The sequence below is a fragment of the Novosphingobium sp. BL-A-28-Hi1-0D genome (assembly GCF_055521755.1).
On record NZ_CM145502.1, the window covers coordinates 2,412,418 to 2,437,924 of the forward strand.

Annotated in this window: 20 protein-coding genes and 1 riboswitch; of the genes, 8 read left to right on the top strand and 12 right to left on the bottom strand. The window is 65.9% G+C overall.

Annotated elements, in window-relative coordinates; translation table 11 throughout:
• Nucleotides 1-1,002, top strand: coding sequence for an NADPH:quinone oxidoreductase family protein (locus ACZ1JW_RS11900; RefSeq protein WP_465140691.1), 1,002 nt, complete (start codon nt 1-3; stop codon nt 1,000-1,002).
• A 43-nt stretch (nt 1,003-1,045) separates the two neighbouring features.
• Here the strand turns inward: ACZ1JW_RS11900 and ACZ1JW_RS11905 are convergent, their stop codons facing one another.
• The 10 genes from ACZ1JW_RS11905 to ACZ1JW_RS11950 form a co-directional block, all read right to left on the bottom strand.
• Nucleotides 1,046-1,684: a trimeric intracellular cation channel family protein gene (locus ACZ1JW_RS11905; protein ID WP_465140692.1), complete on the bottom strand. Its 639-nt coding sequence runs from the start codon at nt 1,682-1,684 to the stop codon at nt 1,046-1,048.
• Nucleotides 1,677-2,723 carry an NAD(P)H-dependent flavin oxidoreductase gene (locus tag ACZ1JW_RS11910; protein ID WP_465140693.1) on the bottom strand — a complete coding sequence of 349 codons (1,047 nt, stop codon included), beginning with the start codon at nt 2,721-2,723 and terminating at the stop codon, nt 1,677-1,679. The genes ACZ1JW_RS11905 and ACZ1JW_RS11910 overlap by 8 nt, the downstream gene beginning before the upstream one ends.
• Before the next feature lie 6 nt (nt 2,724-2,729).
• A complete protein-coding gene (locus ACZ1JW_RS11915) occupies nt 2,730-2,927 on the bottom strand; it encodes a hypothetical protein (protein ID WP_144906573.1) in 198 nt (65 codons plus the stop codon).
• A gap of 108 nt (nt 2,928-3,035) precedes the next feature.
• Nucleotides 3,036-4,436, bottom strand: a complete 1,401-nt coding sequence (lpdA, locus tag ACZ1JW_RS11920) for a dihydrolipoyl dehydrogenase (RefSeq protein WP_465140694.1) — start codon at nt 4,434-4,436, stop codon at nt 3,036-3,038.
• 81 nt (nt 4,437-4,517) lie between these two features.
• A complete protein-coding gene (gene odhB, locus ACZ1JW_RS11925) occupies nt 4,518-5,747 on the bottom strand; it encodes a 2-oxoglutarate dehydrogenase complex dihydrolipoyllysine-residue succinyltransferase (protein WP_465140695.1) in 1,230 nt (409 codons plus the stop codon).
• A 27-nt stretch (nt 5,748-5,774) separates the two neighbouring features.
• A complete protein-coding gene (locus ACZ1JW_RS11930; protein ID WP_465123341.1) occupies nt 5,775-8,627 on the bottom strand; it encodes a 2-oxoglutarate dehydrogenase E1 component in 2,853 nt (950 codons plus the stop codon).
• A gap of 222 nt (nt 8,628-8,849) precedes the next feature.
• Nucleotides 8,850-9,740, bottom strand: coding sequence for a succinate--CoA ligase subunit alpha (gene sucD, locus ACZ1JW_RS11935; protein WP_465123340.1), 891 nt, complete (start codon nt 9,738-9,740; stop codon nt 8,850-8,852).
• Between the two features lie 109 nt (nt 9,741-9,849).
• On the bottom strand, nt 9,850-10,812 hold the full coding sequence (mdh, locus tag ACZ1JW_RS11940; RefSeq protein WP_465140696.1) for a malate dehydrogenase: 963 nt from the start codon (nt 10,810-10,812) through the stop codon (nt 9,850-9,852).
• A 398-nt stretch (nt 10,813-11,210) separates the two neighbouring features.
• The gene (locus tag ACZ1JW_RS11945) at nt 11,211-11,522 is read right to left on the bottom strand and encodes a hypothetical protein (protein ID WP_465140697.1); all 312 of its coding nucleotides are present in this window, start codon (nt 11,520-11,522) and stop codon (nt 11,211-11,213) included.
• Nucleotides 11,523-11,954: 432 nt separating this feature from the next.
• Entirely contained in the window at nt 11,955-13,136 is a 1,182-nt protein-coding gene (locus ACZ1JW_RS11950) for a cell wall hydrolase (protein WP_465140698.1), read from the bottom strand.
• Between the two features lie 178 nt (nt 13,137-13,314).
• Nucleotides 13,315-13,509, top strand: a riboswitch (cobalamin riboswitch).
• A gap of 108 nt (nt 13,510-13,617) precedes the next feature.
• Between ACZ1JW_RS11950 and ACZ1JW_RS11955 the strand changes: the two genes are divergently transcribed.
• The 4 genes from ACZ1JW_RS11955 (at nt 13,618) to ACZ1JW_RS11970 (ending at nt 18,201) form a co-directional block, all read left to right on the top strand.
• Nucleotides 13,618-15,504 carry a TonB-dependent receptor plug domain-containing protein gene (locus tag ACZ1JW_RS11955; protein ID WP_465140699.1) on the top strand — a complete coding sequence of 629 codons (1,887 nt, stop codon included), beginning with the start codon at nt 13,618-13,620 and terminating at the stop codon, nt 15,502-15,504.
• Nucleotides 15,505-15,623: 119 nt separating this feature from the next.
• Nucleotides 15,624-16,508, top strand: coding sequence for an ABC transporter substrate-binding protein (locus ACZ1JW_RS11960; protein ID WP_465140700.1), 885 nt, complete (start codon nt 15,624-15,626; stop codon nt 16,506-16,508).
• Nucleotides 16,505-17,470 (top strand): FecCD family ABC transporter permease, encoded by a 966-nt coding sequence (locus ACZ1JW_RS11965; protein ID WP_465140701.1) that lies wholly within the window; start codon nt 16,505-16,507, stop codon nt 17,468-17,470. Before ACZ1JW_RS11960 ends, ACZ1JW_RS11965 begins: the two co-directional genes overlap by 4 nt.
• A complete protein-coding gene (locus ACZ1JW_RS11970; RefSeq protein ID WP_465140702.1) occupies nt 17,470-18,201 on the top strand; it encodes an ABC transporter ATP-binding protein in 732 nt (243 codons plus the stop codon). The genes ACZ1JW_RS11965 and ACZ1JW_RS11970 overlap by 1 nt, the downstream gene beginning before the upstream one ends.
• Nucleotides 18,202-18,339: 138 nt before the next feature.
• On the opposite strand, the gene ACZ1JW_RS11975 is transcribed toward ACZ1JW_RS11970, so the two are convergent.
• Nucleotides 18,340-18,534, bottom strand: a complete 195-nt coding sequence (locus ACZ1JW_RS11975; RefSeq protein WP_465140703.1) for a hypothetical protein — start codon at nt 18,532-18,534, stop codon at nt 18,340-18,342.
• Nucleotides 18,535-18,744: 210 nt separating this feature from the next.
• Between ACZ1JW_RS11975 and ACZ1JW_RS11980 the strand changes: the two genes are divergently transcribed.
• From ACZ1JW_RS11980 to ACZ1JW_RS11990, 3 genes are all read left to right on the top strand, one after another.
• On the top strand, nt 18,745-20,127 hold the full coding sequence (locus tag ACZ1JW_RS11980; protein WP_465140704.1) for a surface lipoprotein assembly modifier: 1,383 nt from the start codon (nt 18,745-18,747) through the stop codon (nt 20,125-20,127).
• 14 nt (nt 20,128-20,141) lie between these two features.
• Complete coding sequence (locus ACZ1JW_RS11985; RefSeq protein ID WP_465140705.1) at nt 20,142-22,823, top strand: transferrin-binding protein-like solute binding protein; 2,682 nt, start codon at nt 20,142-20,144, stop codon at nt 22,821-22,823.
• 728 nt (nt 22,824-23,551) lie between these two features.
• Nucleotides 23,552-25,111, top strand: a complete 1,560-nt coding sequence (locus tag ACZ1JW_RS11990; protein WP_465140706.1) for a transferrin-binding protein-like solute binding protein — start codon at nt 23,552-23,554, stop codon at nt 25,109-25,111.
• A gap of 18 nt (nt 25,112-25,129) precedes the next feature.
• Here the strand turns inward: ACZ1JW_RS11990 and ACZ1JW_RS11995 are convergent, their stop codons facing one another.
• Nucleotides 25,130-25,498, bottom strand: a complete 369-nt coding sequence (locus ACZ1JW_RS11995) for a hypothetical protein (protein ID WP_465140707.1) — start codon at nt 25,496-25,498, stop codon at nt 25,130-25,132.
• Nucleotides 25,499-25,507 lie beyond the last annotated feature (9 nt).

The window sequence follows — 25,507 nt, forward strand, 5'->3', positions numbered from 1 at the left end:
ATGAAAGCTCTACGCACCCACGCGGCGGGCGGCCCCGAAACCCTCGTGCTCGACGACCTGCCCGATCCGGTGCCGGGCAAGGGCGAAGTGCTGGTGCGCGTCCGCGCCTGCTCGATCAACTTCCCCGACACGCTGATGATCCGCGATCTCTACCAGTTCCGGCCGGAGCGTCCCTACGCACCGGGCAGCGAACTGGCGGGCGAGATCGAGGCGCTAGGCGAGGGCGTCACCGGCTGGGCCGTGGGCGATCGCGTGATCGCCATGATCGGCAATGGCGGCCTCGCCGAAAAGGTCGTCGCCCCCGTCGCCCGCCTCTTCGCGCTGCCCGACGGTGTCGACTACGCCACCGGCGCGTCGCTTCTGATGACCTACGGCACCACGATCCACGGTCTCAAGGATCGCGGCCACATCAAGGCGGGCGATACCGTGCTCGTCCTCGGCGCGGCGGGCGGCGTCGGCCTTTCCGCCATCGAACTCGCCAAGGCCTTCGGCGCCCGCGTGATCGCTGCCGTCTCCAGCGAGGAAAAGGCGCAAGTCGCGCGCGAGGCTGGCGCGGACGACGTCTTGATCTATGGCCGTCCACCCTTCGACAAGGCCCAGTCCAAGGCCCTTGCCGACCAGTTCAAGGCCGCCTGCGGCCCGAACGGCGCGAACATCGTCTATGACATCGTCGGCGGCGACTATTCCGAGCCCGCGCTGCGCGCCATCGCGTGGGAAGGCCGCTTCCTCGTCGTCGGCTTCCCTGCCGGCATTGCGCGCATGCCGCTCAACCTCACCCTGCTGAAATCCTGCGACGTCTGCGGCGTATTCTGGGGCGGCTTCACCACGCGCGAGCCCGAGAAGTTCAAGGCGCAGGTCGCCGAGCTGTTCGACCTTCTCAAGGTCGGCAAGATCAATCCCCGCGTCTCGCAGCGCTACACGCTCGACCAGGGCCGCGAAGCCATCGCCCTGCTCGAAAACCGCCAGGCCATGGGCAAGGTCGTCGTCGAAATGATCGGCTGACCTCTGCTTCTCCCCTCCCGGATGCGGGGGGGGGAGGGCCTGTCTAGCCCTCACGCTCCGCCGAATAGACCGGCAACCCCAGCCGCCACCAGATCGCCGCACCCCGCAGCCCGAACCCGGCCACCGCCGCCACCGGCCACACCAGCCCCCGGTCCAGCCCCAGCACCGCGCCGCCTGCGCAAAGCACGGACGAGAGCGCCGCTGCCGTCACATACAACTCCGGCCGCATCAGGATCGAGGGCCGCCCTGCCAGCACGTCGCGGATGATCCCGCCAACGCACCCGGTGATCACGCCCATCAGCACGGCAGGCACCGGCGGCACGCCAAACGCCAGCGCCTTGGCCGTCCCCAGCACAGCGTATGCGCCAAGCCCCGCCGCGTCGGCCCATTCAAGCACAGGCTTGTCCCACCAGCGATGCGGCGTGAACCACGCGACCAGCGCAACGCCAAGACACACCGGTGCCACCCACGGATCACGCACCCAGAACACGGGCGCTCCGATCAGCAGGTCGCGCACCGAACCCCCGCCCACGCCAGTCACCAGCGCAAAGAACGCCATCGTCACGAAGGTCTGCCGCAACTGCGCCGCGAGCAGGGCGCCGGTCAGCGCGAACACCGCAATGCCGACAAGATCGAGCAACCCGATCAGCGCGGAAAGGTCGGCACTGGGCATATCAGGCATCGAATCCGGCCTCCTGCGCCAACAGTGCGACGAGTTCTCCCGCAGGCATCGGCCGCGCCCGCGCAAAGGCCGTTCCCGCCCAATGCGCGCCCCAGCCGGGTTCGCCCGCAGCCTTAGCCGCCCCGATCAGCGCCTTGCCCGCATCGTAAGTCATGGGGTAGCCCGGAATCGTCGCAGAAGTCTCCTTCGCCCAAGCCACGAAGGCATTGTCCAGACACCGTGCCGGTCGCCCGGAAATCGCCGCCGTCAACGTCGTTCCCGCAGCCTCGGTCAGCAAGACACGATAGCCTTCGTCCGCCGCGCTTTCCGGGCAGCCGACGAACGCCGTGCCCATCTGCACTGCATCCGCTCCCGCATCCAGCGCCGCTCGAATGTCCGCCCCATCCATGATCCCGCCCGCGGCAATCACCGGAACCGCGATCGGCTCGGCAAGCTGTCGCACCAGATCCAGCGTGTCCAATTGCGCATCCGGCACAGCAGGATCGAACACCCCGCGATGCCCACCTGCCTTGAACCCTTGCGCGACGATGGCATCCATACCTGCCGCCACGCCCGCCTCGGCCTCGGCCAAAGACGTCGCGCTCGCAAACAGCAGGCACCCCCGCGCCTTCAACGCCGCCACCGCGTCGGGCCGGGGCAGACCGAAATGGAAGCTCACCACCGCAGGCGCGGCCTCCACTAGCACCGCCAGCATGTCCGGATCGTCGTTAAGCGAGCGATAGATTTCGCGCAATTCCCGAGGTGGTTGCACCCCGAACCTGTCGAACAGCGGCCCCATCGCCGCAATCCACGCCTGTTCCAGCGCCGCATCGCGCTCAGCCTTCCTGTGCACGAAGGCATTGACGTTGAACGGCCTTTTGGTCCTCGAACGCAAATCCGCAATCATCGCCCGCGCCGCGGCAGCATCCACCGCGCCAACCGCGACTGACCCCAGTCCACCCGCCTCGCATACCGCAGCAGCGAGGGCAGGGGTGGACGTCCCTGCCATCGGTGCCTGCACCAGCGGATAGCGCAGGCCCAATGTGCGTGCGAGGCGCACCGCGCCTTACTGCCCGAGCAGCGCTTCCAGCCTGGCCTTCAGCGCCTGAATGCGTTCAGCCGCTTCGGTGAAGGTCTTCACATCCTCGCGGTTGTTGTTCCCGCGCGCTTCCTTGGCCGATTCCAGATAGCCTTCCATGTCGGCTTCCAGCGCATCGATCAGGATCTCGGTCTCGTCTTCGGTCAGGGTAAGCTTGATCGCCATTGCGGCACTCCTTCGATTCAAACCCTGCGGTTACCGCCGAGCAGCCAACCGCACAAACGAAAAGGGCCGCCCCGAAGGACGGCCCCGTTCATGCGGCTTGGCCTGCAGTCACATGTGGATCGGCTTGCCCGTGACCGCCATCGCCGCTTCCTTCAGCGCTTCCGAATGGGTTGGGTGCGCGTGGCAGGTATAGGCGATGTCTTCCGAAGTCGCTCCGAATTCCATCGCCTGCGTCGCCTGCGCGATCATCGTTCCGGCAACCGAAGCAATGCACCACACGCCCAGCACGCGGTCGGTCTTGGCGTCGGAGATGACCTTCACGAAGCCGTCCGGCTCATGGTTGGTCTTGGCGCGGCTGTTGGCGAGCATCGGGAACTTGCCGACCTTGATCTCGCCCTTTTCGCGGGCGGCTTCCTCGGTCAGCCCCACGCCTGCGAACTCGGGCATCGTATAGACCACGCCCGGGATCAGGTCATGGTTCACGATGCCGGTAAGCCCTGCAATGTTCTCGGCCACGGCAATGCCTTCGTCCTCGGCCTTGTGCGCCAGCATCGGGCCGGGGATCACGTCGCCGATCGCCCAGACGCCCGGAACCTTGGTGGCAAAGTCATGGTCGGTCTCGATCTGCCCGCGCGCGTTCAGCTCCAGCCCGATCTTGTCGAGGCCCAGACCATCCACGTTCGGACGACGACCAATGGCGACCAGCACGCAATCGGCCTCGATCGTCGCTGCCTCGCCGCCCTTCGAAGGCTCGACCGTCAGCGTCGCGGTCTTGCCGCTCACCGAAACGCCGGTCACCTTTGTGCCGAGCTTCAGCTCCATGCCCTGCTTCTTGAAGATCTTGGCAGCTTCCTTGCGCACGTCGCCGTCCATGCCGGGCAGCAGCTGGTCGAGGAATTCGACCACCGTCACCTTGGCACCGAGACGACGCCACACCGAGCCAAGCTCCAGCCCGATCACGCCACCGCCGATCACCACCATGTGCTCCGGCACGCGATTGAGCGCCAGCGCGCCGGTGCTGTCGACGATCACGCCCGCATCGTTGTCCACGGTCACGCCCGGCAGCGGCGTCACGCTCGAACCGGTGGCGATCACGATGTTCTTTGCAGTGACCTTCTGGCCCGCAACGGTAACCGAATGCGCATCCTCGAACGCGGCATAGCCCTTCAGCCAGGTTACCTTGTTCTTCTTGAACAGGAACTCGATTCCGCCCGTCAGCTGCTTGACCGAATCCGCCTTCTGCGCCTGCATCGCATCCAGATCCAGCTCGATTGCGCCAGTCTTGATGCCATAGCTGGCGAACGTGCCGTTCCGGGCTTCGTCGAACTTCTCAGAGCCGTGCAGCAGCGCCTTGGAAGGAATGCACCCGACATTGAGGCAGGTCCCGCCCAGCGTCTCGCGCCCTTCTGCACAGGCGGTCTTCAGCCCAAGCTGCGCCGCGCGGATCGCCGCGACATAACCGCCGGGGCCACCACCGATGACAAGGACGTCGTAATCGTATTCAGCCATTTTCCGGCTCCATTGCGCGTTCGTGCTGCGCCAAGCTCAGCACGAACGGCTTCAGATTCAAGTCAGTACCGCACTGTCCGCTCACAGATCGATCAGCAGCCGCGTCGGATCCTCGATCGCTTCCTTGATCGTCTTGAGCGCGGTCACCGCCTCGCGACCGTCGATGATGCGGTGGTCATAGGACAGTGCGATGTACATCATCGGGCGAACCACGATCTCGCCGTTGCGGACGACCGGGCGGTCCTCGATACGGTGCAGGCCGAGCACGGCCGACTGCGGCGGGTTGATGATCGGTGTCGACATCAGGCCGCCGAACACGCCACCGTTGGAGATGGTGAAGGTGCCGCCGGCCATGTCGGCCATGGTCAACGTGCCGTCGCGCGCGGCCTTGCCGTAGTTGGCGATTGACTTCTCAATGTCGGCAAAGCTCAGCTTGTCGACATCGCGCACCACCGGCACGACGAGGCCGTTCGGAGCCGAAACCGCGACCGAGATGTCGACGTAGTCGAAGTAGACGATCTCGTCGCCCTGGATCTGCGCGTTGACCGAGGGAATGTCCTTCAGCGCCAGAACCGAGGCCTTGGCGAAGAACGACATCAGGCCAAGCTTCACGCCGTGCTTCTTCTCGAACACGTCCTTGTACTTGTTGCGCGCTTCCATCACCGCGCTCATGTCCACGTCGTTGAACGTGGTGAGCAGGGCGGCGGTTTCCTGCGCGCTCTTGAGGCGCTTTGCGATGGTCTGGCGCAGGCGCGTCATCTTGACGCGCTCTTCGTTGCGACCACCCGAAACCGCAGCGGCAGGCGCTGCGACAGGAACCGAGACCGCAGCGGCAGGCGCGGCCTGCTTGGCAGCAGCGGCGGCCATCACGTCTTCCTTGGTCAGGCGACCGTCCTTGCCGGTGCCCTTCACGGTCGAAGGATCGATGCCGTACTCCAGCACCGCGCGGCGCACGGCGGGCGAAAGCGCGGCAGCATCGCCCGAAGGCGCAGCAGCAGGCGCTTCCGAAGCCGAAGCGGGCGGAACCGGCGCTTCGGTGCGCGGGGCAGGGGCCTGTGCGCCCGCAGCCGCCACGCTGTCCTCGATCAGCGCGAGCAGCGCACCGACCGAAACCGTGTCGCCTTCATTGGCAATCAGCGCGCCGAGCACGCCAGCCGCCGGAGCCGGCACTTCAACCGCGACCTTGTCGGTCTCAAGGCTGACGATGGGCTCGTCCAGCGCCACGGCCTCGCCGGGCTTCTTCAGCCACTGGCCGACGGTTGCTTCGCTGACGCTTTCGCCCAGCGTCGGGACCTTCACTTCAATCGACATAGTCTCATTCCTCGGGGAGAAGGAAAATCAGTTCTTCTTTTGACGACGGATCTCGCCGCGTACCGAAAGGCCGAGCGCATCTGCGACCAGCGCGCCCTGCTCGCTGGTGTGGCGGCTGGCGAGGCCCGTGGCGGGCGATGCCGCCGCTGCACGACCAGCATAGCGCGGACGTGCAACCTTGCTCTTGGCAGCCTTCAGCGATTCCTCGATCAGCGGCTCGACGAAGAACCACGAACCATTGTTGCGCGGCTCTTCCTGGCACCACACCACTTCTTCGAGGTTCGGCATGCGCGAAAGGCGCAGGGCCAGCGGCTCGCCGGGGAAGGGGTAGAGCTGTTCGAGGCGGATGATCTGCGTATCGGTGATGCCCGCGGCATCGCGCGCCTCGATCAGGTCATAGGCAACCTTGCCCGAGCACAGCACGACCTTGCGGGTGTCCTTGTCGGCTGCCGGATTGATGTCCGACAGGATGCGCATGAAGTGCCCGTCGCCGATGAAGTCCGAAGCAACCGACTTTGCCAGCGGGTGGCGCAGCAGGCTCTTGGGCGTCATGATGATCAGCGGCTTGCGGAACGGACGGTGCATCTGCCGGCGCAGCACGTGGAAGTAGTTGGCCGGCGTGGTGATGTTGCACACCTGGATGTTGTCTTCCGCACAAAGCTGCAGATAACGCTCCATGCGGGCCGAGGAGTGCTCCGGCCCCTGTCCTTCGTATCCGTGCGGCAGCAGCATGACGAGGCCGTTGGCGCGCAGCCACTTGGCTTCGGATGCGGCGATGTACTGGTCGATCACGATCTGCGCGCCGTTGGCGAAGTCGCCGAACTGCGCTTCCCACAGCACGAGGCTCTTCGGGTCAGCGCTGGCATAGCCATACTCGAAGCCGAGCACGCCATATTCCGACAGCGTCGAATCCAGCACTTCGAACGTGCCATGCGGCAGCGTCTTGAGCGGAACGTACTTGCGCTCGTCGGTCTGGTCGACCCACACCGCGTGACGCTGACTGAATGTGCCGCGCCCGCAGTCCTGCCCGGACAGGCGCACGCCATAGCCTTCGGACACGAGGCTGCCGAACGCCAGCGCCTCACCGGTCGCCCAGTCGAAGCCCTGACCTGTGCTGAACATCTCGCGCTTGGCGTCGATCACGCGGCCCAGGGTCTTGTGGACGGTGAGGTCCTCAGGGACCGTGGTCAGCGTGCGGCCAAGGCTGTCGAACAGCTTCTGGTCGATCCCGGTAGCCACGTTGCGGCGCGCGGTCACCGGATCGGCCGGCTTGTTCAGGCCCGACCAGCGGCCGCCGAACCAGTCGGCCTCGTTGGCCTTGTAGCCCTTGGCCGCCTCGAACTCGGTCTCGAGCGTCGCCACGAAGTGGCTCTCGATCTCGCCCTTGTAGTTGGCGTCGATCACGCCTTCGCCGACAAGGCGCTTGGCATAGATGTCGCTCACGCCCGGATGCTGGCGGATCTTGGCGTACATCAGCGGCTGCGTGAACGAAGGCTCGTCGCCCTCGTTGTGGCCGAAGCGGCGATAGCACCACATGTCGACCACGATGTCGCGGCCGAACTTCTGGCGGTAGTCGATCGCCAGCTTGCAGGCGAAGGTCACTGCTTCCGGATCATCGCCGTTAACGTGGAGGATCGGTGCCTGCACGCCCTTGGCCACGTCCGACGGGTAAGGAGACCCGCGCGAGAACTGGGGCGAGGTGGTGAAGCCGATCTGGTTGTTGATGATGAAGTGGATGCAGCCGCCGGTGTTGTAGCCGCGCACGCCCGAAAGGCCGAAGCACTCCCACACGATGCCCTGGCCTGCAAAGGCTGCGTCACCGTGGATCAGCACCGGCAGCACCTGCTTGTGGCGCGCGTTCGGCCCCACGTCATCGCCGATGTCGTCGCGGAACACCTGCTGCGCGCGGACCTTGCCGAGCACGATCGGGTCGACCGTCTCGAGGTGCGAGGGGTTGGGCACAAGGCTCATGTGCACCTTGGTCCCGTCGAACTCGCGGTCGGTCGAAGTGCCGAGGTGGTACTTCACGTCGCCCGAACCACCCACATCCTGCGGGTTGGCGCTGCCGCCCGAGAATTCGTGGAAGATCACGCGATAGGGCTTGGCCATCACGTTGGCGAGCACGTTGAGGCGACCGCGGTGGGCCATGCCGTAAACGATCTCGCGCACGCCGAGCTGGCCGCCGTACTTGATGATTGCCTCAAGCGCCGGGATCATCGATTCCCCGCCATCAAGTCCGAAGCGCTTTGTGCCGACGTACTTCTTGCCGAGGAACTTCTCGTACTGTTCGCCACGTACCACGGCGGCGAGGATCGCCTTCTTGCCGGCAGGCGTGAAGTCGATCGACTTGTCGCCGCCTTCGATGCGGTCCTGGATGAACTTGCGTTCCTCCACGTCGGCGATATGCATGTATTCGAAGCCGACGTGCCCGCAGTAGTTGGCACGCAGGATCGCGACCAGTTCCTCAAGTGTGGCCCATTCGAGGCCGAGCACGCCGCCGAGATAGATCTTGCGCTTGGCGTCCGCAGCGGTGAAGCCATGGTATTCGGGCGAGATGTCGGCCGGGAGCTTCTGGCGGGCAAGGCCCAGCGGATCGAGATCGGCGGCCAGATGCCCGCGCACGCGATAGGTGCGGATCAGCGTCATCGCGCGGATCGAATCCATCGCCGCCTGCTGCAGCGCTGCTTCGTCCAACTGCGCACCGCCCTTCTTGGCGGACTTCCCGATGGCAAGCTTGAGCGCCATCGGGTCCATTGCCTGGGTCAGGTCATCGCCAGCAGCGGCATCCGTGATCGGCCAGCGCTTGCTCTGCCACGAGGGACCGGGCTGCGGACCTTCCTGAGCGGGATCCACGTCGAAATCGTGCAGTTCAGAACCCATTTTCAACTCCTGGTCCCCCCGGGGAGGTTGGGGGCTTCGGACATTTTCCCGCTCTGCTTCAGGGCAGAGCCGACCCTTCCGGCACACCGCGACCCGGCGCGCAAAAATTCGTAACTGCGGCGGGCTTCAGCACGGGCCTTGGCCTACCGGATATTCTTGAAGCATCCGCCCGGCGGCACCCTACGCAAGGTTGCCTATCCGGGCGGTAGCTTGTTCACGCGATCAGACGCGTTCCTTCAGCACTTCGGCGAGCGTTTCGCCGAGCAGCGAAGGCGAGGACGAGACCTTGATCCCGGCTGCTTCCATCGCTGCGATCTTGCTTTCGGCATCGCCCTTGCCGCCCGAGACGATGGCCCCGGCGTGGCCCATGCGGCGGCCCGGAGGCGCCGTGCGGCCCGCGATGAAGCCGGCCATCGGCTTCTTGCGGCCACGCTTGGCCTCATCGATCAGGAACTGCGCGGCCTGCTCCTCGGCGTCGCCGCCGATTTCGCCGATCATGATGATCGACTTGGTGGCTTCGTCCGCGAGGAACAGTTCGAGCACGTCGATGAAGTTCGTGCCGTTGACCGGGTCACCGCCGATGCCGACAGCCGTGGTCTGGCCAAGGCCGATGGCCGAGGTCTGGAACACGGCTTCATAGGTCAGCGTGCCCGAGCGCGAGACGACGCCCACAGAGCCTTCCTTGAAGATCGAACCCGGCATGATGCCGATCTTGCACTGATTCGGCGTCAGCACGCCGGGGCAGTTCGGACCGATCAGGCGGCTCTTCGAACCTGAAAGCGCGCGCTTGACCTTGACCATGTCGAGCACGGGCACGCCCTCGGTGATCGCCACGATCAGTTCCATCTCGGCATCGATCGCCTCGAGGATGGCATCGGCGCAGCCCGAAGGCGGCACATAGACGCACGAAGCGGTCGCGCCGGTCACGGCCTTGGCTTCTGCCACAGTGTCGAACTGGGGCAGGCCGATGTGGCTGGTGCCGCCCTTGCCGGGCGTAACGCCGCCAACCATCTGCGTGCCGTAATCAAGCGCGGCCTGCGTGTGGAAGCTGCCGGTCTTGCCCGTCATCCCCTGGGTGATGACCTTGGTATTCTTGTCGACGAGAATGCTCATGTCGTTCCTTTCCGTTTTTGCCGCCCGCCGCCGCTGCTTGCGGCACGGGCGGCTCGGCAGTCAGGTGGCCCCAGGGGAGGATGGGGCGCAACTGTGTTTGAAGATTTGATCAGGCGAGCGAGGGATCGATGCCCTTGCAAGCTTCCAGCAATTCCTTGACCGCGTCGACCGAGACCTGAAGGTTGCCCTTGGCTTCGTCGTCGAGTTCGATCTCGATCACCTTTTCCACGCCGTTCGCGCCGATCATCACCGGCACGCCAACGTAGAGGCCGTTCACGCCGTACTCGCCGTCAACGTAAGCCGCGCAAGGCAGGATGCGCTTCTGGTCGTTGAGGTAGGCTTCAGCCATGGCGATGCCCGAGGCGGCAGGCGCGTAGAACGCCGAACCGGTCTTGAGCAGGCCGACGATCTCGCCGCCGCCCGAACGGGTGCGCTGCACGATCGCGTCGATCTTTTCCTGGGTGGACAGGCCCATCTTGACCAGATCCGGCACCGGAATGCCGTTGACGGTCGAGTACTGGGTGACGGGCACCATGGTGTCGCCGTGGCCGCCGAGCACGAAAGTGTTCACGTCGCGGATCGAGACGCCGAATTCCCAGGCGAGGAAGGTGCTGAAGCGAGCCGAATCCAGCACGCCCGCCATGCCGACAACCTTGTTGTGCGGCAGGCCGGAGAATTCGCGCAGCGCCCAGACCATCGCGTCAAGCGGGTTGGTGATGCAGATGACGAACGCGTCGGGTGCGTTGGCAGCAATGCCTTCGCCCACGGCCTTCATCACCTTGAGGTTGATGCCGAGCAGGTCGTCGCGGCTCATGCCCGGCTTGCGGGCAACGCCTGCGGTCACGATGATCACGTCGGCACCGGCAATGTCGGCATAGTCGTTGGTGCCGGTGATCTTGGCGTCGAAGCCTTCGACCGGACCGCACTGCGACAGGTCGAGCGCCTTGCCCTGCGGCACGCCTTCGACCACGTCGAACAGGACGATGTCACCCAGTTCCTTCTGGGCGGCGAGGTGGGCGAGCGTGCCCCCGATATTGCCCGCGCCGATCAGCGCGATCTTCTTGCGTGCCATGCTCTACGGTCCTTTCCCGTTCGCGGGGACAAGCATACAGATGCCAGCAGAGCTTGCGCCCAAGTCCTCCCCGTGCCCCGCGAGACAGGAAGGTTCTGGCAGAATGACTCGGCCCCTAAGCCTGCACGCACACGAATGCAACCGCGAAAAACGGCTAGTTTCCGCCTTTTTGCGATAACAGTTCGCAATAGCAAAAGCCGTGTTTCCGAACCATTGCGCCCCCGCGAAGGCGGGGGCCTCGGTGTTGAAACTCAACATCTCCCGAAACCTCCCGAGGTCCCCGCCTTCGCGGAGACGCAACCTCTTTGCACGAACTATCCGAACAGCAAAAAAGCCCCGGCGTTTCCACCGGGGCTTCCATTTGCGCTTTTCCTCTCCGCAAACTCGTCAGGAAACAATCAGCTCTGCCGCCGCTTCATGAAGTCGCGCGCCATGCGCCGGTCGAGCGTTGCGCAGACTTCCACCCAGAACGCGACCCGCCCGTCCTCGCCACTGCGCTCGGCAATGACCGCAGCATCCCGTGCCCGCGCTGCTGCCGAAAAGCCGTGTGCCGCAAACAGCCGAAGCGCCGTGTCGAGCGCCTCGCCCTGCTGCGCCCACGAACCGCTCCAGCTTTCGGCATTGTCATTCACCGCCCGCAAGTGCCGCCCTTGGATCGAGCGCGACAGGCAGGGGGAAATGATGCCGTAACGGGGCGCAAAACGCAGCATGGTACCTCGTATCTCTCTACGGCCCCGGGGACATTCAGAACCGTTCTCCACGACCCCGCTCTAGGCCCATCTGCGCTAAGAGTGTGTGTGACGACACGGTAAAGGAAGCGATAACCACCCGTCCTGAAACGGACTTGCGGCGGAGCGAGGCCCAATCACCAAATCCTCCCCGTTTTTCCGATGGACAAAGGGGGAGGAGGCGCCAGCGAAACTGGTGGTGGTGGGGTTTGCGGAATCGGCCAGTCTGGGTTGGTTCACGCAGAGACGCAGAGAAAGAAGAAGAGACGCGCAGGAGAAGAAAAGCTGCAAAGCCGCCTTCGTTCGCCCGCTGAAATCAAGAGAAAAAAGCAGCCTGAGAGCTTCGGAAAACGCCCCTCTGCGTCTCCCTTCCTTCTCCGCGCCTCTGCGTGAACCATCCTACGCCCGACGGCCTCAAGCCCCCGGCTGCGCAATCCACTTGTTCGCGTTTTCATATCCCGGCAGCACCGATCCGCTGCCCGAAACCGGAGCCTCGGCAGCGCCCGCCTTCGTCCCCGGCAACACTTGCGGCCGCACAAGGCTCTGCCCGGACACACCCTGCGGCACGCCAGTTACCGGCACCACACTCGCAGCCGGAGCCACGATCCGCCCGGCCTCAAACGCCTTCTCCAGTGCCAGCGGATCGGCGATGTCGACGGGCGAGGGCGTCCACGTCCGGGGATGCGGCGCGGCCAGCGGTTCCCCGCCGAAATAGCGCGCCGTAAACGCCGCGGGCCGCCCCGCCGCGCCTGCCCAGCTGTAGAAGCGGTGCGCCCCGATCGTGCCGATGAAGTTCAGGCTCGGCGCCCAGTAGGGATGCACCGCCGTCGTATGGTAATGCGTAGCAAGGCCGACCGGCGCATAGACGTAACCCGCCAGCGCATCGGCCGCCACGCGCCGCGCCCGGTCCCAGAACGCCTTCATCGGCTTCCTTGCCAGCGAGCCATCGCAGGCGAACGAGAACTGGCACCCCGGCCGCTCCGACCCCTGATAGACCACGCCGCACACCGTGTTCGGCCATGCCGGATGCGCCACGCGGTTGAGCACCACCTGCGCCACCGCGCGCTGCCCCGCATCGGGTTCGCTCGCCGCTTCGTAATAGATCGCCGACGTCAGGCACTGCAGCGCCCGCCAGCGGTCCTCGCTGCTGCCCGCCGCCATGACCGGACGCGCCGTGGCGATCTCGGCATCGGAATGGCTCTGGTCCCATTTGGCCCCATCCCACCGGGCCTGCGCCTCGGTCGGCGCGATCAGCCCGCTGTCGCTGGTATCGAGCCAGTAGAACGCCGAACCCGGAAAGCTGTCGCCCCCGCGCTCGAACGGCTGGAGTCCTGCCATCTGCGATCTGGCAACCGCCGCCTGCACGCCACCCGGCTCGCCCCATCCGGTCGGCCCCAGCAGCAGCGCGAAGATGCCGAACATCGCCACGCCGCCCAGCCGCTGCTTGATCACCGAAGGCGCGCGCAGCGTTCGGCGGATCGAACGCATGTCCCGCCGCCGGATCCGCGCGGCAAAGTCCCGCGGCCGCAGCTCAGCCGCCATCACCGCCGCTTGCGCAGGCAGTTCGATCGGCGAGTAGGCAAGCTCGAATGGCATGGGTCTGCGGCGAATCCTGAAAATCCTCAATTGCGCTAACCTTTTGCGCTTGGGCCTGCACCCGCGCTTTCGCCGCTGTCCCGATGCGGCACAAACCGCTGCCATCCGGTTAACCTGCTCCCCGGACCTGCCCCGAAGTGCATGTCCGCTCTTGCACTGCAACATCGATGGCGCTAGTTCCGCCCCCGACGCCAACGGTGCCCGCTGACCCGGGCTAAGAGGGAAGCCGGTTCCAATCCGGCGCTGCCCCCGCAACTGTAACCGGAGAGCGCGTCGCCCTGAATGCCACTGGAGCGGGTCCGCCTGCCCTGGGAAGGCGGGCGACTAGCGATGACCCGGGAGCCAGGAAACCTGCCGATGGTAGTCGTTCCGCGGCCGGGCGGGGTGTACCGGGCGCACGCGACGAGGCGCGCCTATTCCAAGGCCCAGCGCACCTCTCGCCACGAACGGCATCAACCGTTCGTGGCCGGAGTTACGTTTCGTGAAAAAGTACCTGCTTTCCGTTTCCGCCCTCGCGTTTGCCAGCCCCGCGCTTGCCCAAGGCGCCGAAGATATCGTCACCGGTGACTCGATCCGCGCCGATTCCATCACCGTCATCGCCACCGGCAGTCAGACTAGCCTGACCAAGGTCCGCCAACCCGTCTCCGTCATCACCGCCGCCGAAATCCAGTCGATTCAAGGTCCCGATATCACCCGCGTCCTCGAACGCGTCCCCGGCATCACCATCACCCGCAACGGCGGCCCCGGCAGCTTCACCGGCGTGCGCCTGCGCGGCTCCGATGCCGAGCAGGTTCTCGTCCTCGTCGATGGCGTCCGCCTCGAAGACGTCTCTGCCCCCTCGGGCGGCTTCGATTTCGGCACGCTGACCCCGGGCGGCGTCGAGCGGATCGACGTCCTGCGCGGCTCCAACTCCATCGTCTGGGGCTCTGCGGCCATCGGCGGCGTGATCGCCGTCCAGTCGCGTGATCTCAATAGCGTCGAAGCCAGCGCCGAACTCGGCGCCAACGACAGCTACCTCGCCGATGCCGCTGCCGGTCTTTCGTCAGACTTAGGCGCGCTGACCCTCAACGGCGGCTATTCCGAAAGCAACGGCGTCTCCGCTGCAGCAGTCGGCACCGAGCCTGACGGCTTCCGCCAATGGCGCGTCGGCGGTCGTGGCCGCGTAAACCTCACGCAAGATCTCGCGGTCGTCGCGACCGCCCGCTACGCCGACACCCGTACCGACATCGACGGCTTCGCCCCGCCGACCTACAGCTTCGGCGATACTCCCGAATACCAGACCACCCGCCAGGCCTCGGGCCGCGTCGGCCTGCGCTACACCGGCAGCGCCCTCACGCTGAACACCGGCTTCGCGCTGTCCGACACCAAGCGCGACTACTTCGACCCGACCTTCGGCACCGACCCGTCCTACGGCTACACGGGCCGTTCCGAACGCGTCGACCTGACCGGTCGCATCAACCTCCCCGCCGATTTCACGCTCGATTTCGGCGGTGACAGCGAATGGACCCGCTTCTCCAGCACTTTCGATGCAGAAGCAAAGGCCAACCTCACCAGCGGCCACGCCCTGCTCGGCTGGAGCACCGACCGCGCCAGCCTCGCCGCCGGTGTCCGCGTCGACGATCACAGCCGCTTCGGCACCGCATGGACCTTCGGCGCCAACGGCTCGTTCGAACTCGTCGAAAACCTGCGCCTGCGCGCCAGCTACGGCGAAGGCTTCAAGGCCCCCACGCTCTACCAGCTGCTCTCGGACTACGGCAACGCCGCGCTCAACCCCGAGCGCTCCAAAAGCTATGACGCAGGCCTCGAATGGGGCGCGGCTTACGGCAAGGTCCACGCCGCCGTCACGGTCTTCCGCCGCGACAGCCGCAACCTGATCACTTTCGTCTCTTGCGCCAGCCTCAACGCCTGCGCCACGCGCCCCTTCGGTCTCTACGACAACGTCGGCCTCGCCCGCGCGCAGGGCGTCGAAGCCGAACTCGGCGCACGGCCCACCGATACGCTGCACCTGCAGGCGGCGTACACCTACCTCGAAACCGAGAACCGCACTCCCGGCAACGCCAACCGTGGCAAGGACCTCGCCCGCCGTCCCGCCCACGCGCTCACCCTCTCGAGCGACTGGACAACCCCGCTCGCAGGCCTCACCCTCGGGGCCGACCTGCGCCTTGTGGGAGACAGCTTTGACAACGCGTCAAACACCCGCCGCCTCGATGGCTACGCGCTGACTACCGTGCGCGCGAGCTTCCCCCTCACGGAGAAGGTCGAACTCTACGGCCGCGTCGAAAACCTTTTCGACGCCAGGTACCAGACCGTCGCCGACTACGGCACCTGGGGCCGCGCCGCCTACCTCGGCATCCGCGCGCGCTACTGATGACAGCACCCGCGCCTCGTTCCAAACCTCTGTGTCCCCGCGAAGGCGGGGACCTCGGCGGTGTTACGGAACGTCTGCGCACACGTCTCCCGCTCCTTTTCAAAGGAGCGGGTCAGGGGGTGGCGTTGTCTGCAGCTCTCCTCACCGCCAGTTGCATCCCCCACACCAACGCCACCCCCGAACACCGCGCGCAGGCGCACCCGACACTCGTCAGCCTCAATCCCTGCACCGACGCGATCCTCGCCGAAGTGGCAGACCCCGCGCAGATCCTCGCCATCTCGCACTACAGCAAGGACCCGCGCTCCTCCTCGATGGACGCACGCCTCGCCAGCGCGCTGCCGTCCACGCGCGGCACTGTGGAAGAGGTCCTCGCGCTCAAACCCGATCTCGTCCTCGGCAGCACGTTCATCGATCCCGCCACGGCCAGCGCCTACAAGCGCCTCGGCCTGCGCCTCGAAACGCTCGGCATGGCCAGCACGGTGGAGGCCAGCCGCGACCAGATCCGCCAGATCGCCACCCTCTCGGGCCATCCCGACCGAGGCGAAGCCCTGATTCAACGCATCGATGCCGCACTCGCCGCCGCCACCCCGCGCCCCGGCACACGCCCTATCCCCACCGTCGTCTGGCAATCGGGCGGGATGGTCCCCGGCGACGGCACCCTGATCGCCGACCTCCTGCGCCATACCGGCTATGTCAATTTCGCCGCCTCGCGCGGGCTGGGGCAAGCCGATCTTCTCCCGCTCGAGAAGATGCTCGCAGACCCGCCCGAACTGATCCTCGTCGCAGGCCAGACTGCCGAGACAGGGCAGGGCGACGACCGTGTCCTCAGCCACCCCGCACTCAAGGCCCTGCGCACAACCCGCCGCGCCACCCTTAACCCCAAACTCCTCTACTGTGGCGGCCCCACCCTGATCGCCGCCGCCGAGCGTCTGGCCGAAGTCCGCCGTTCCTCCCCGGTACGGGGAGGGGGACCATCGAAGATGGTGGAGGGGCACCCGCAGTGAGCCGCAACCTCACCCCCATCCTCCTCATCGCCCTCGCGCTGGCCCTCCCGCTCTCGCTCCTCGCCGGGCAAGTCTGGATCGACCCGCTCGGCCCCCCGGTCCCCAACGCCACCGCGATCCTCATGGAACTGCGCCTCCCCCGCGCGCTCCTCGCCTTGATCCTTGGCTCCGGCCTCGGCGCGGCAGGCGCGGCCATGCAAGGCTACCTGCGCAACCCGCTGGCCGACCCCGGCCTTTTCGGCATCGCGCCTGCCGCCGCCCTCGGCGCAGTCCTGTCCTTCTACACCGGCTATGAAACGCAAAGCCTCACCCTGCCGCTCTTCGCCTTGACCGGAGCCGCGGGAGCCATGGCCCTGCTCGCGCTGATCGCCGGACGCAGCGGCGGCATCGCCCTGTTCACGCTGGCCGGCATGATGATCGCCAGCCTCGCAGGCGCGCTTACCAGCCTCGCCATCAGCCTCTCGCCCAATCCCTTCGCGCTGTCAGAGATCGTCACCTGGCTGATGGGCGCACTTGCCGATCGCGGCTGGCACGAAGTCCACCTCGCCGCCCCGCTCACCGCGCTCGGCCTCATCGCCCTTTGGCGCGCAGCGCCCGCGCTCGATGCGCTGGCCCTGGGCGAGGCCGCCGCCCGCTCGCTCGGCGTGGAGCCCGCTCGCCTTCTCGCCACAATGGTCGTCGCCATCGGCCTGATCGTAGGCAGCGGCGTGGCGGTTGCGGGCATGATCGGTTTCGTCGGCCTGATGGTCCCGCACTTCGTCCGCCCTTTCACCGACCAGCGCCCTTCGGCCACGCTGGTCCCCTCGGCGCTCGCCGGAGCGCTCCTGCTCCTCGTCGCCGATTGCCTGTGCCGCATTCTCCCCCTGCAGGGCGGCGAACTGCGCCTTGGCATCGCGCTCAGCCTTGCCGGAGCCCCATTCTTCCTGCGCCTCCTCCTCAAGCTGCGGCGGGAACTGGCGTAATGCTGGAAGCACTCGGACTGACTGTCTCCAACCGGCTTCACGAGGTGACCGCGCAACTGCGTTCGGGCCGCGTCACCGCCATTGTCGGCCCCAACGGCGCAGGCAAGTCCTCGCTCCTCGCAGCACTGGCAGGCCTGATCCCGCCAGAACGCGGAACGGTCACGCTCACCAGCCAGCCCCTGACGCAGCTGCCCCCGCAGGAGCGCGCCCGCCGCATCGGTTACCTGCCGCAGTCGGGCGAGGTCGCATGGAACCTCGCCGTCCGCACCCTTGTCGGCCTCGGCCGTCTGCCGCACCGCACCGGCCCCTCCGAGAACGCGGCTGCGGTCGAACAGGCCATCGCGACGATGCAGCTTGAGCCCCTGGCCGAGCGCGCCCTGTCCACCCTGTCCGGCGGAGAACGCGCCCGTGCCCTGCTAGCCCGCGTCCTCGCTACCCAGCCGCAGTGGATACTTGCCGACGAACCGCTTGCCGCGCTCGATCTTGCCCACCAGCAAGCCCTGATCCGGCGACTGCGGGAACTGGCGCACGAGGGCAGGGGCGTCGTCCTCGTCGTCCACGATCTCGCGTTGGCCATGAACCATGCCGATCACGTCCTCGTCCTCGACAAGGGCCACCTCATCGCCCAAGGCCCCCCGCAAGAGGTCCTGTCCAAAGACGTCATCGCCAAAGTCTGGAACCTGAAAGCCACCTGGCTAGGACAACGCGGCCACCAAGCGCTGGCCTTGTAATTCCTCCCCGGCACGGGGAGGGGGCCATCCCGGACCCGATCCGGGATGGTGGAGGGGCACCCGCCAAAACGCCCTACTTCTTCGGGCAGGAAGGGCACCAACGTCCGCTCATCCTGAGCCTGTCGTCGGATGCGAACCTCAAGCCGCCGTATCGGCACTCCGCTCGTCGTTCTCATGGCGATGCTCGGTCATGGCAGCAGCAAAATCGGCGGCGAAATAGGCAACGAAACTTTCGCGCACCCGCAGCGAGATCGCCGGACGATCGTCGCACGCTGCTCCGCTGCGGCAGAACAGGCTCTGCGCCGGCGCGCGCCGGGCGACTGATCCATCCATGGCGGATGAAACGTCAGCCGGGGCTTGGGCGGGGGCGCGAGGGACTTCGATTACCATTCCGCAAAAATCCAGATACTTGCGTTTTCGTCATGGAAACCTAGCAAACTTCCGTAATGGAGGATTGTATGGTTTCGACAAAGTTACGACTTCCATCGGCAAAGAACGGCAAATCCCGCTTGCCATCGCAATCGCCCGGCTTATCGAACGTTTGTGGAAAGAGAATCTTTGGTCGGGCAATGGGCGGTTCGTGCAACGGCAGGCGTCATCCTGCTTGGCGTTTCGCCTCAGCTATCCTGTGCGCAGGAGCTCCCGCAGGCGCCATCTGCTCCGCCGCCCGCCCAGCCGCAGCAGCTCCAGTTAAGCGCTGCCCAGTTGTTCCAGTTCGCCGATTCCGCGCGCGATGCGGGTGATTTCGCCACTGCCGAAGCGGCCTACCGGGCGCTGGCCACCAACCCGGACGTCGAACTGCGCACGGAGGCGCGCTTCCGGCTGGCACTGATGCTGGCAGACCGCATGGGCCGTCCGCGCGATGCCGCGATCGAGCTTCGCCGCATTCTCGACGAAAAGCCCGATGTCGCCCGCGTCCGCCTCGAACTGGCCCGCATGAACGCTCTGCTCGGTCGCCTTGGGGCGGCCGAGCGCGAGTTCCGCGCCGCGCAGGCCAGTGGCCAACTCCCGCCCGATGTCGAGCGCGCGGTGCGCTTCTACGCTTCCGCGCTCGCCGCCGCCAAGCCGGTCGGCGGCAGCATCGAACTCGCGCTTGCACCGGACAGCAACATCAACCGCGCGACCCGGTCCGATACGCTCGGAACCGTGATCGGCGATTTCACCCTCAGCGACGATGCCCGCGCCAAGTCCGGCCTCGGCCTCGCCGCTCGCGCACAGGGCTATGCCCGCTTGCCCCTCGGCACAAAGACCCGCCTGCTCGCCCGCATTTCGGGCAGCGGCGATTTCTACCGCACCGGCCAGTTCGACGATTACGCCCTCGCGCTCCAGCTCGGCCCGGAATTCCAGTCCGGCCAGGACCGCATTACCTTCTCCGCAGGCCCCTCGTGGCGCTGGTTCGGGCAGCAGCCTTTCAGCAAGGGCTGGGGCGGCTCGGCAGTCTGGCAGCACCCCCTCGGCAAACGCACCCAGCTCCGCGCCGAAACCGCGCTCTCACGGCTCGACAACCGCCGCAACGATCTGCAGGATTCGACGATCTACGCCGCCACCCTCGGCCTCGACCGCGCGTTCAGCGCGCGCTTCGGCGGCGGCGTGCAGTTGCGCGCCAGCCGCACCGCGGCGCGCGATCCGGGTTGGTCGGACTGGACCGGCGGCAGCTCGGTCTATCTGTTCCGCGAACTGGGCCGCACCACGCTGGTCCTCGACGGCAGCTACACCCGCCTCGAAGCGGACGAGCGCCTGTTCCTCTATCCGAAAAAGCGCGTCGACGAGCGGCTGACCATCGGCTTTGCCGCCACATTCCGCGCCATCCACTGGAAGGGCATCGCGCCCTTCCTTCGCCTTCGGGCCGAGCGCAACCGCTCGACCGTCGGGATATTCGATTTCAGCCGCCGCGCCGCAGAACTTGGCATCACATCGGCATTCTGAGGGGAGAGCGTTTAATGACTAACCATAATCGTCGCGCCGCAACCGCTTCGGCCCTGACCATCGCGCTGATGCTTGCAGCCTGCGGTGGCGGCGGCGTCAGCAGCACGCCCACGCCTGTGCCCACTCCGACGCCGACGCCCACTCCGACGCCCACTCCGACGCCCACTCCGACGCCCACTCCGACGCCGACGCCCACTCCAACACCCACACCCACGCCCACGCCCACGCCCACTCCGACACCCACACCCACACCCACTCCAACGCCAACCCCCACCCCCACCGCAAACACGAGCCTTGTCGCCCCGCTGGTCAGCGAGACCTTCCGCAACAACGCCTCGGTCGCCTCGCTAAGCTTTCCCCTCAACGGGGCGAACGGCACCGCCACCGCTGCGGCGCTGACGCTTACGGTGTCCTACAACGCCACCAACCAGTCATGGACCGTGTCCGACGGTACCCGCTCGCGCACCTTCCTGCCCGCCAATATCGACCCCACCCAGTCAAACAGCGCGATCACCACCTACAAGGTGGTCTCCGGCAGCACGACCGAGTTCCTCTCGCTCACCACCACCGGCACCGGTGCCGGGCAGACGCGCTATGTCGGCGCGGGCGTGTGGCAGCGGGTAACGACGGGCAGCAGTACGGTTGACGGCCGCGTGACCTCGTTCGCCTATGGCGTGCACACGCCCGATTCCGCCCTGCCACGTACCGGCTCTGCCAGCTACGACGTCCGCCTGCTCGGCGCGCGCAATTTCAGCTCGAAGATCTACGCGCTCGGCGGCACAGGTACGCTCTCGGTCGATTTCCTCTCCGGGGGCATGGCCGGGCGCGGCTTCTATGACGAGACCGACGTCGAAACCGGCGCCGTCGCGCGCAACTTCGGCTGGCGGGCCTTCGCGCTGCTCTCGCGCAGCGCCAACAGCTTCCTTGGCGAACTCACGCTCGACAGCACCGGCACCGGGCAGTTGCGCGGCTCCTTCTTCGGCCCCGCAGCCGAGGAAGTGGGCGCAACCTTCTCCAACAACCCCAACCCCGATGTCGCTGCCACCGGCGTGCTCTACGGCGTGCGCGGCACCACGCCCGTCAACACCTCGACCAACCTTGACGTGCCTGCCACCGACCAGTTCTACCAGCCGCTCGCCGCCTCGGCCAAGGGCACGCTCGGCACCGGGGGCAATCTCTCCTCGGTCTCGGCCGGAACCGCCGTCAGCGCTGTCCATCAGGGCGAGAACGGCTCGCCGCTGGTGTTCTACGGCACCGACGGCCGCATCCTGTGGCAGCCCCGGCGCGGCATCGACACGCCGCTGTCCTACGAGTTCTACACCAGCACCGATTACCTGCGCGCCGGCGTGCTGACAGACCGCCGTTCGAGCGTCGGCCAGATCGATGCCTTCGTCTATGGCTTCCCCACCACCAATGCCGCCACCCCGCGCACCGGCTCGGCCTCGTTCAACGTCGCGCTCAATGGCGGCATTGCCGCCAACGGCTCGCCCTTCCGCAGCGTGAACGGGCAGGGCAGCCTCAGCCTCAATTTCCAGAGCGGGGCGCTCACCACGCTCGGCAACTATACCGTGGGCAACTCTGTTCCCGGCATCGGCGCCGCCAACCCCGGCACGCAGCTCGACACCGGCAACTGGACCGGCAGCGGCACCCTGTCCTCCAGCGCCAACGGCTTCACCGGCACGATCGCGTTCGACGGCACGACCGACTACAGCGGCACGCTCACCGGCAAGCTCTTCGGCCCGGCGGCAGAGCAGGTCGGCGCGGTCGTCCAGGCCAGCAGCAGCGGCGGCGCGGTGATGGCCGCAACTCTGGCCGGGGCTCGCGGGTCTGACAGCACCGCCTCGCAATCGGGCCTTGCCGCGCTCACCACCACCACCGTGCTCAATGGCGGCTCTGCGCAGTACTACGTGGTCCCGGATTTCAACTCCAACGAGAGTCTGCGCGACAGCAACATCGAAGTCACCTACAACCCCACCGACAAGTCCTACATTCTCACTTCGAAGACGACCGGGACCAACTTCGGCAATGCCAAGCAGCTCGACCAGACCCTCGCCGCTGCCGACTACAAGGTTGCCGAGAGCACCAGCACTTTCGACGTCTATCGCGGCGCAGACTACACCGCCCGCGTGTTCAAGCCCGGCAGCGGCAACCCCGCTCTCGCGCTGACCTACGCCAGCTTTGCCGAAGTCGTGCGGACTGACACCGTCAACGGTCGTCAGGTCACGACGCATTACTACGTGCCCTTCGGCGGCCTCACCCCCAGCTTCCAGATCCCGCGCACTGGCTCTGCCAGCTACAATGGCGTGGTCTATGGCTATGGCCGCAACGGCGCGACCCAGAACGAGGCTTCGCTTTCGGGCACCAGCACCTTCACCGCAGACTTCGGTGCAGGCACGGGCAGCGCCACGCTGGCACTCACCGCCACCGACGTCACCAGCAACGCCGCCAGCAACCTCGGCAGCTTCACCTACAGCGGCTCGCTCGCCGGTGTGTGCCCCGGCTGCGGCGTCGGCAACAGCTTCACCCTGCGCGGCACCGGCACCAACGTCAGCAGCACCAGCTTCCTCAACGGGTTGTTCTTCGGCGTCAATGCGGCGGAATGGGGCGGCGCCTTCACCCTCAACCTCGATTCCCCCAACGGCCAAAGCGCCACCGCCTCAACCTTCTCGGGCGTAACCCTCGGCAAGAAGAACTGACCCAGTTCCTCCCCGATCCGGGGAGGGGGACCATCCGCAGGATGGTGGAGGGGCACCCCAGTTCCTCCCCCACCGGGGGAGGGGAACCATCCGCAGGATGGTGGAGGGGCACCCCAGTTCCTCCCCAGCCTGTCCCCGCGCAGGCGGGGAGGGGAGGGGAACCATCCGCAGGATGGTGGAGGGGCACCATCGCAACAGCGCCCCGTCGAAAGGCAAAAGCCACCCTCGCGTCCCCCCTCCGCTAAGCGGAAGGGGCATTCCACATTTCCCCCCTCCCGCAAGCGGGAGGGGTCGGGGGTGGGCCTGTCACTTCAAACTCCGACCCACATCTAACCACCCTAGAAATGTGATAAAAATCACATAATTACCCCAAATAGGCGTTCGCGATTTCCATCGCTTCTGGCTATTTCTTCCTCCGATATGGTGTCCGGACACAGGGATTCGGGCCAGCAACGGGGGCAACCGTGAACCGCAAGATCCTGGCCGCAACGGCCACCACCACGCTCGCCCTCATGCTGGCCTCCTGCGGCGGCGGCGGCGTCAGCAGCACGCCCACACCCGTGCCGACGCCCACGCCGACGCCAACGCCCACGCCCACGCCCACGCCCACGCCCACACCGACGCCTACGCCTACGCCCACGCCCACGCCCACACCGACGCCTACGCCTACGCCTACGCCTACGCCTACGCCTACGCCTACGCCTACGCCTACGCCTGCAAACACTTCCTTGAACGATCTCAAGGTCTCAGAATCCTTCGCCAATGTTGCGGCGAAGCTTCAGACTGTGGTGAGTTCCGACACGGGTCAGACCACGCAGGCCAACGCTGCCAAGACGACCCTCGCCATTTCCTATGACGCAGCAACCGGCGGCTATCGCATCTCGGGCGATGGGGTGAATCAGTCCTTCTCGCGATCGGATGTGATCGCTTCCGGGCTTCGTCAGGTTGAGTTTCGCAAGGTAACCGGCAACACTTCGGAAAACCTTTTCCTGACGAGCAACTCCGGAGGAACCTGCTGCAGTTATGTTGGAGGCGGACTCTACGAAAAGTTGGTAAGCGGTTCTGGCCAGGTGTCTGCCACCGATCTTGCCTTTACCTACGGTTACCCATCGAGAGCGTCGCAGGTTCCAACGACTGGCAAGGCGCTTTTCGGCACTTTCCTGTTCGGCACGCTCGTCACGGATACGGCATATCGTCTCAGGGGGTCCGGCGTGGTCGTTGTGGACTTCGCGACCGGCCTTATCCGGACGCAGGGGCTCGCTCGCCAGACGCGCATTTATGACAACGCCGATCAGGAAGGTCCCGAATGGACCGGGAGTTCCCGCATCACTTCCGGTTCCAGCAGCTTTAATGGCGACTTCACGCTCGGAGGTGTGGCAGCAAAATGGGAGGGAGCCTTCTATGGCCCGTCCGGCAACGAAGTTGGGGCCACATTCCAAGGTCAGTCGCCAGACAACCGCGCTGCCTTTGTCGGCTTCATGATTGGCAATGCCGGACCGACCGCCGAACTCTACCGGTTCATTCCTGACCTCCCTTACGATGTGCTGTTCGAGACACAGGGTGCCAAGGTGCAGTTCCGCGTTATAGACGGCTCCTATACTTACATGCCCGGCTCATCGGAACAGGTTAGTCTCGCTGCCAAGGACATTGTGTCTGCAGAGTCCGATGCGCGCTATACCGTATACCGCAGAACCGTCGCGGATGGGACAGAGCAGCTCAAGCTGTTCAATCCCGGTAGTACCAATCCGGACATCAAGTTGTCCTATACGACCTTCGGCAATTTCAGGAAGACGATCTCGTCGGGATCGGGAACGATTGAACAGTCGTATTTCGCGGTCATGGGCGTTACTGGCCCGACAATCCTCGACAGCCCCCGGAACGGCAAGGCAACCTACAATGCGCAGATCTATGGCGATGCCCTTGCCGGCCTAAGTCCCCAAGTCCGGAAGGATCTAAGGGGATCTGCCACGTTTCTCGTGAACTTCGATGCAAGCACCTTCGAAGGTTCGATGCTGCCGATCCTGATCAATCGCACCACCGGGCAATCGCTTGCATACGATCCCATAGTCTTCACGAGCGGTTTCGCATCAGGACGGAGTTTCCTGTCCGATCTTTCGCAAAACAACGCGAAGGTGGGCTCCATGTCCGGGTTATTCTATGGACCTGATGGAGTTGAACTGGGCGGGCAATTCCAGTTCCGCATCACGGACGTCCACTTTACGGACTCGTCGGGCTTCAATCCGGTGCTGTCGGCTCAGGGTGTGGTCTTGGGCAAGCTCGTGCCCTGACCAACGCGCACGCCATACTTACCGCTCGCAGTACTCGTAGCGACCTTCGCGACAAGCTGCGACGGCGCGCCGCCACTCGGCCATGCGCTGCTCGTAATCGTCGCGTGCATCGGCACGGTCACGTTCGTCATCACGGCGATCCGCCATCCGCTCGTTATGCTCGCGCCCCTTGTGCGCCTTCCACGCCGCCCACCCTTGCGCATAACGCGCATCGCGCTCGCGCACCCTGGCCAGTTCCTGCTGGTTGAGCTTGCGGATAATGGCGCGGTCCCGTTCCCGTGCCGCCTGTGTGCGCATCTGTGGGTCATAGGGATCGTCGGCCAGCGCCACGCTCGGCACCGCAACCAGCGCCATCACCAGCGCGCCAAGGATAGTCCCCGTCTTCATGTCCCAGAC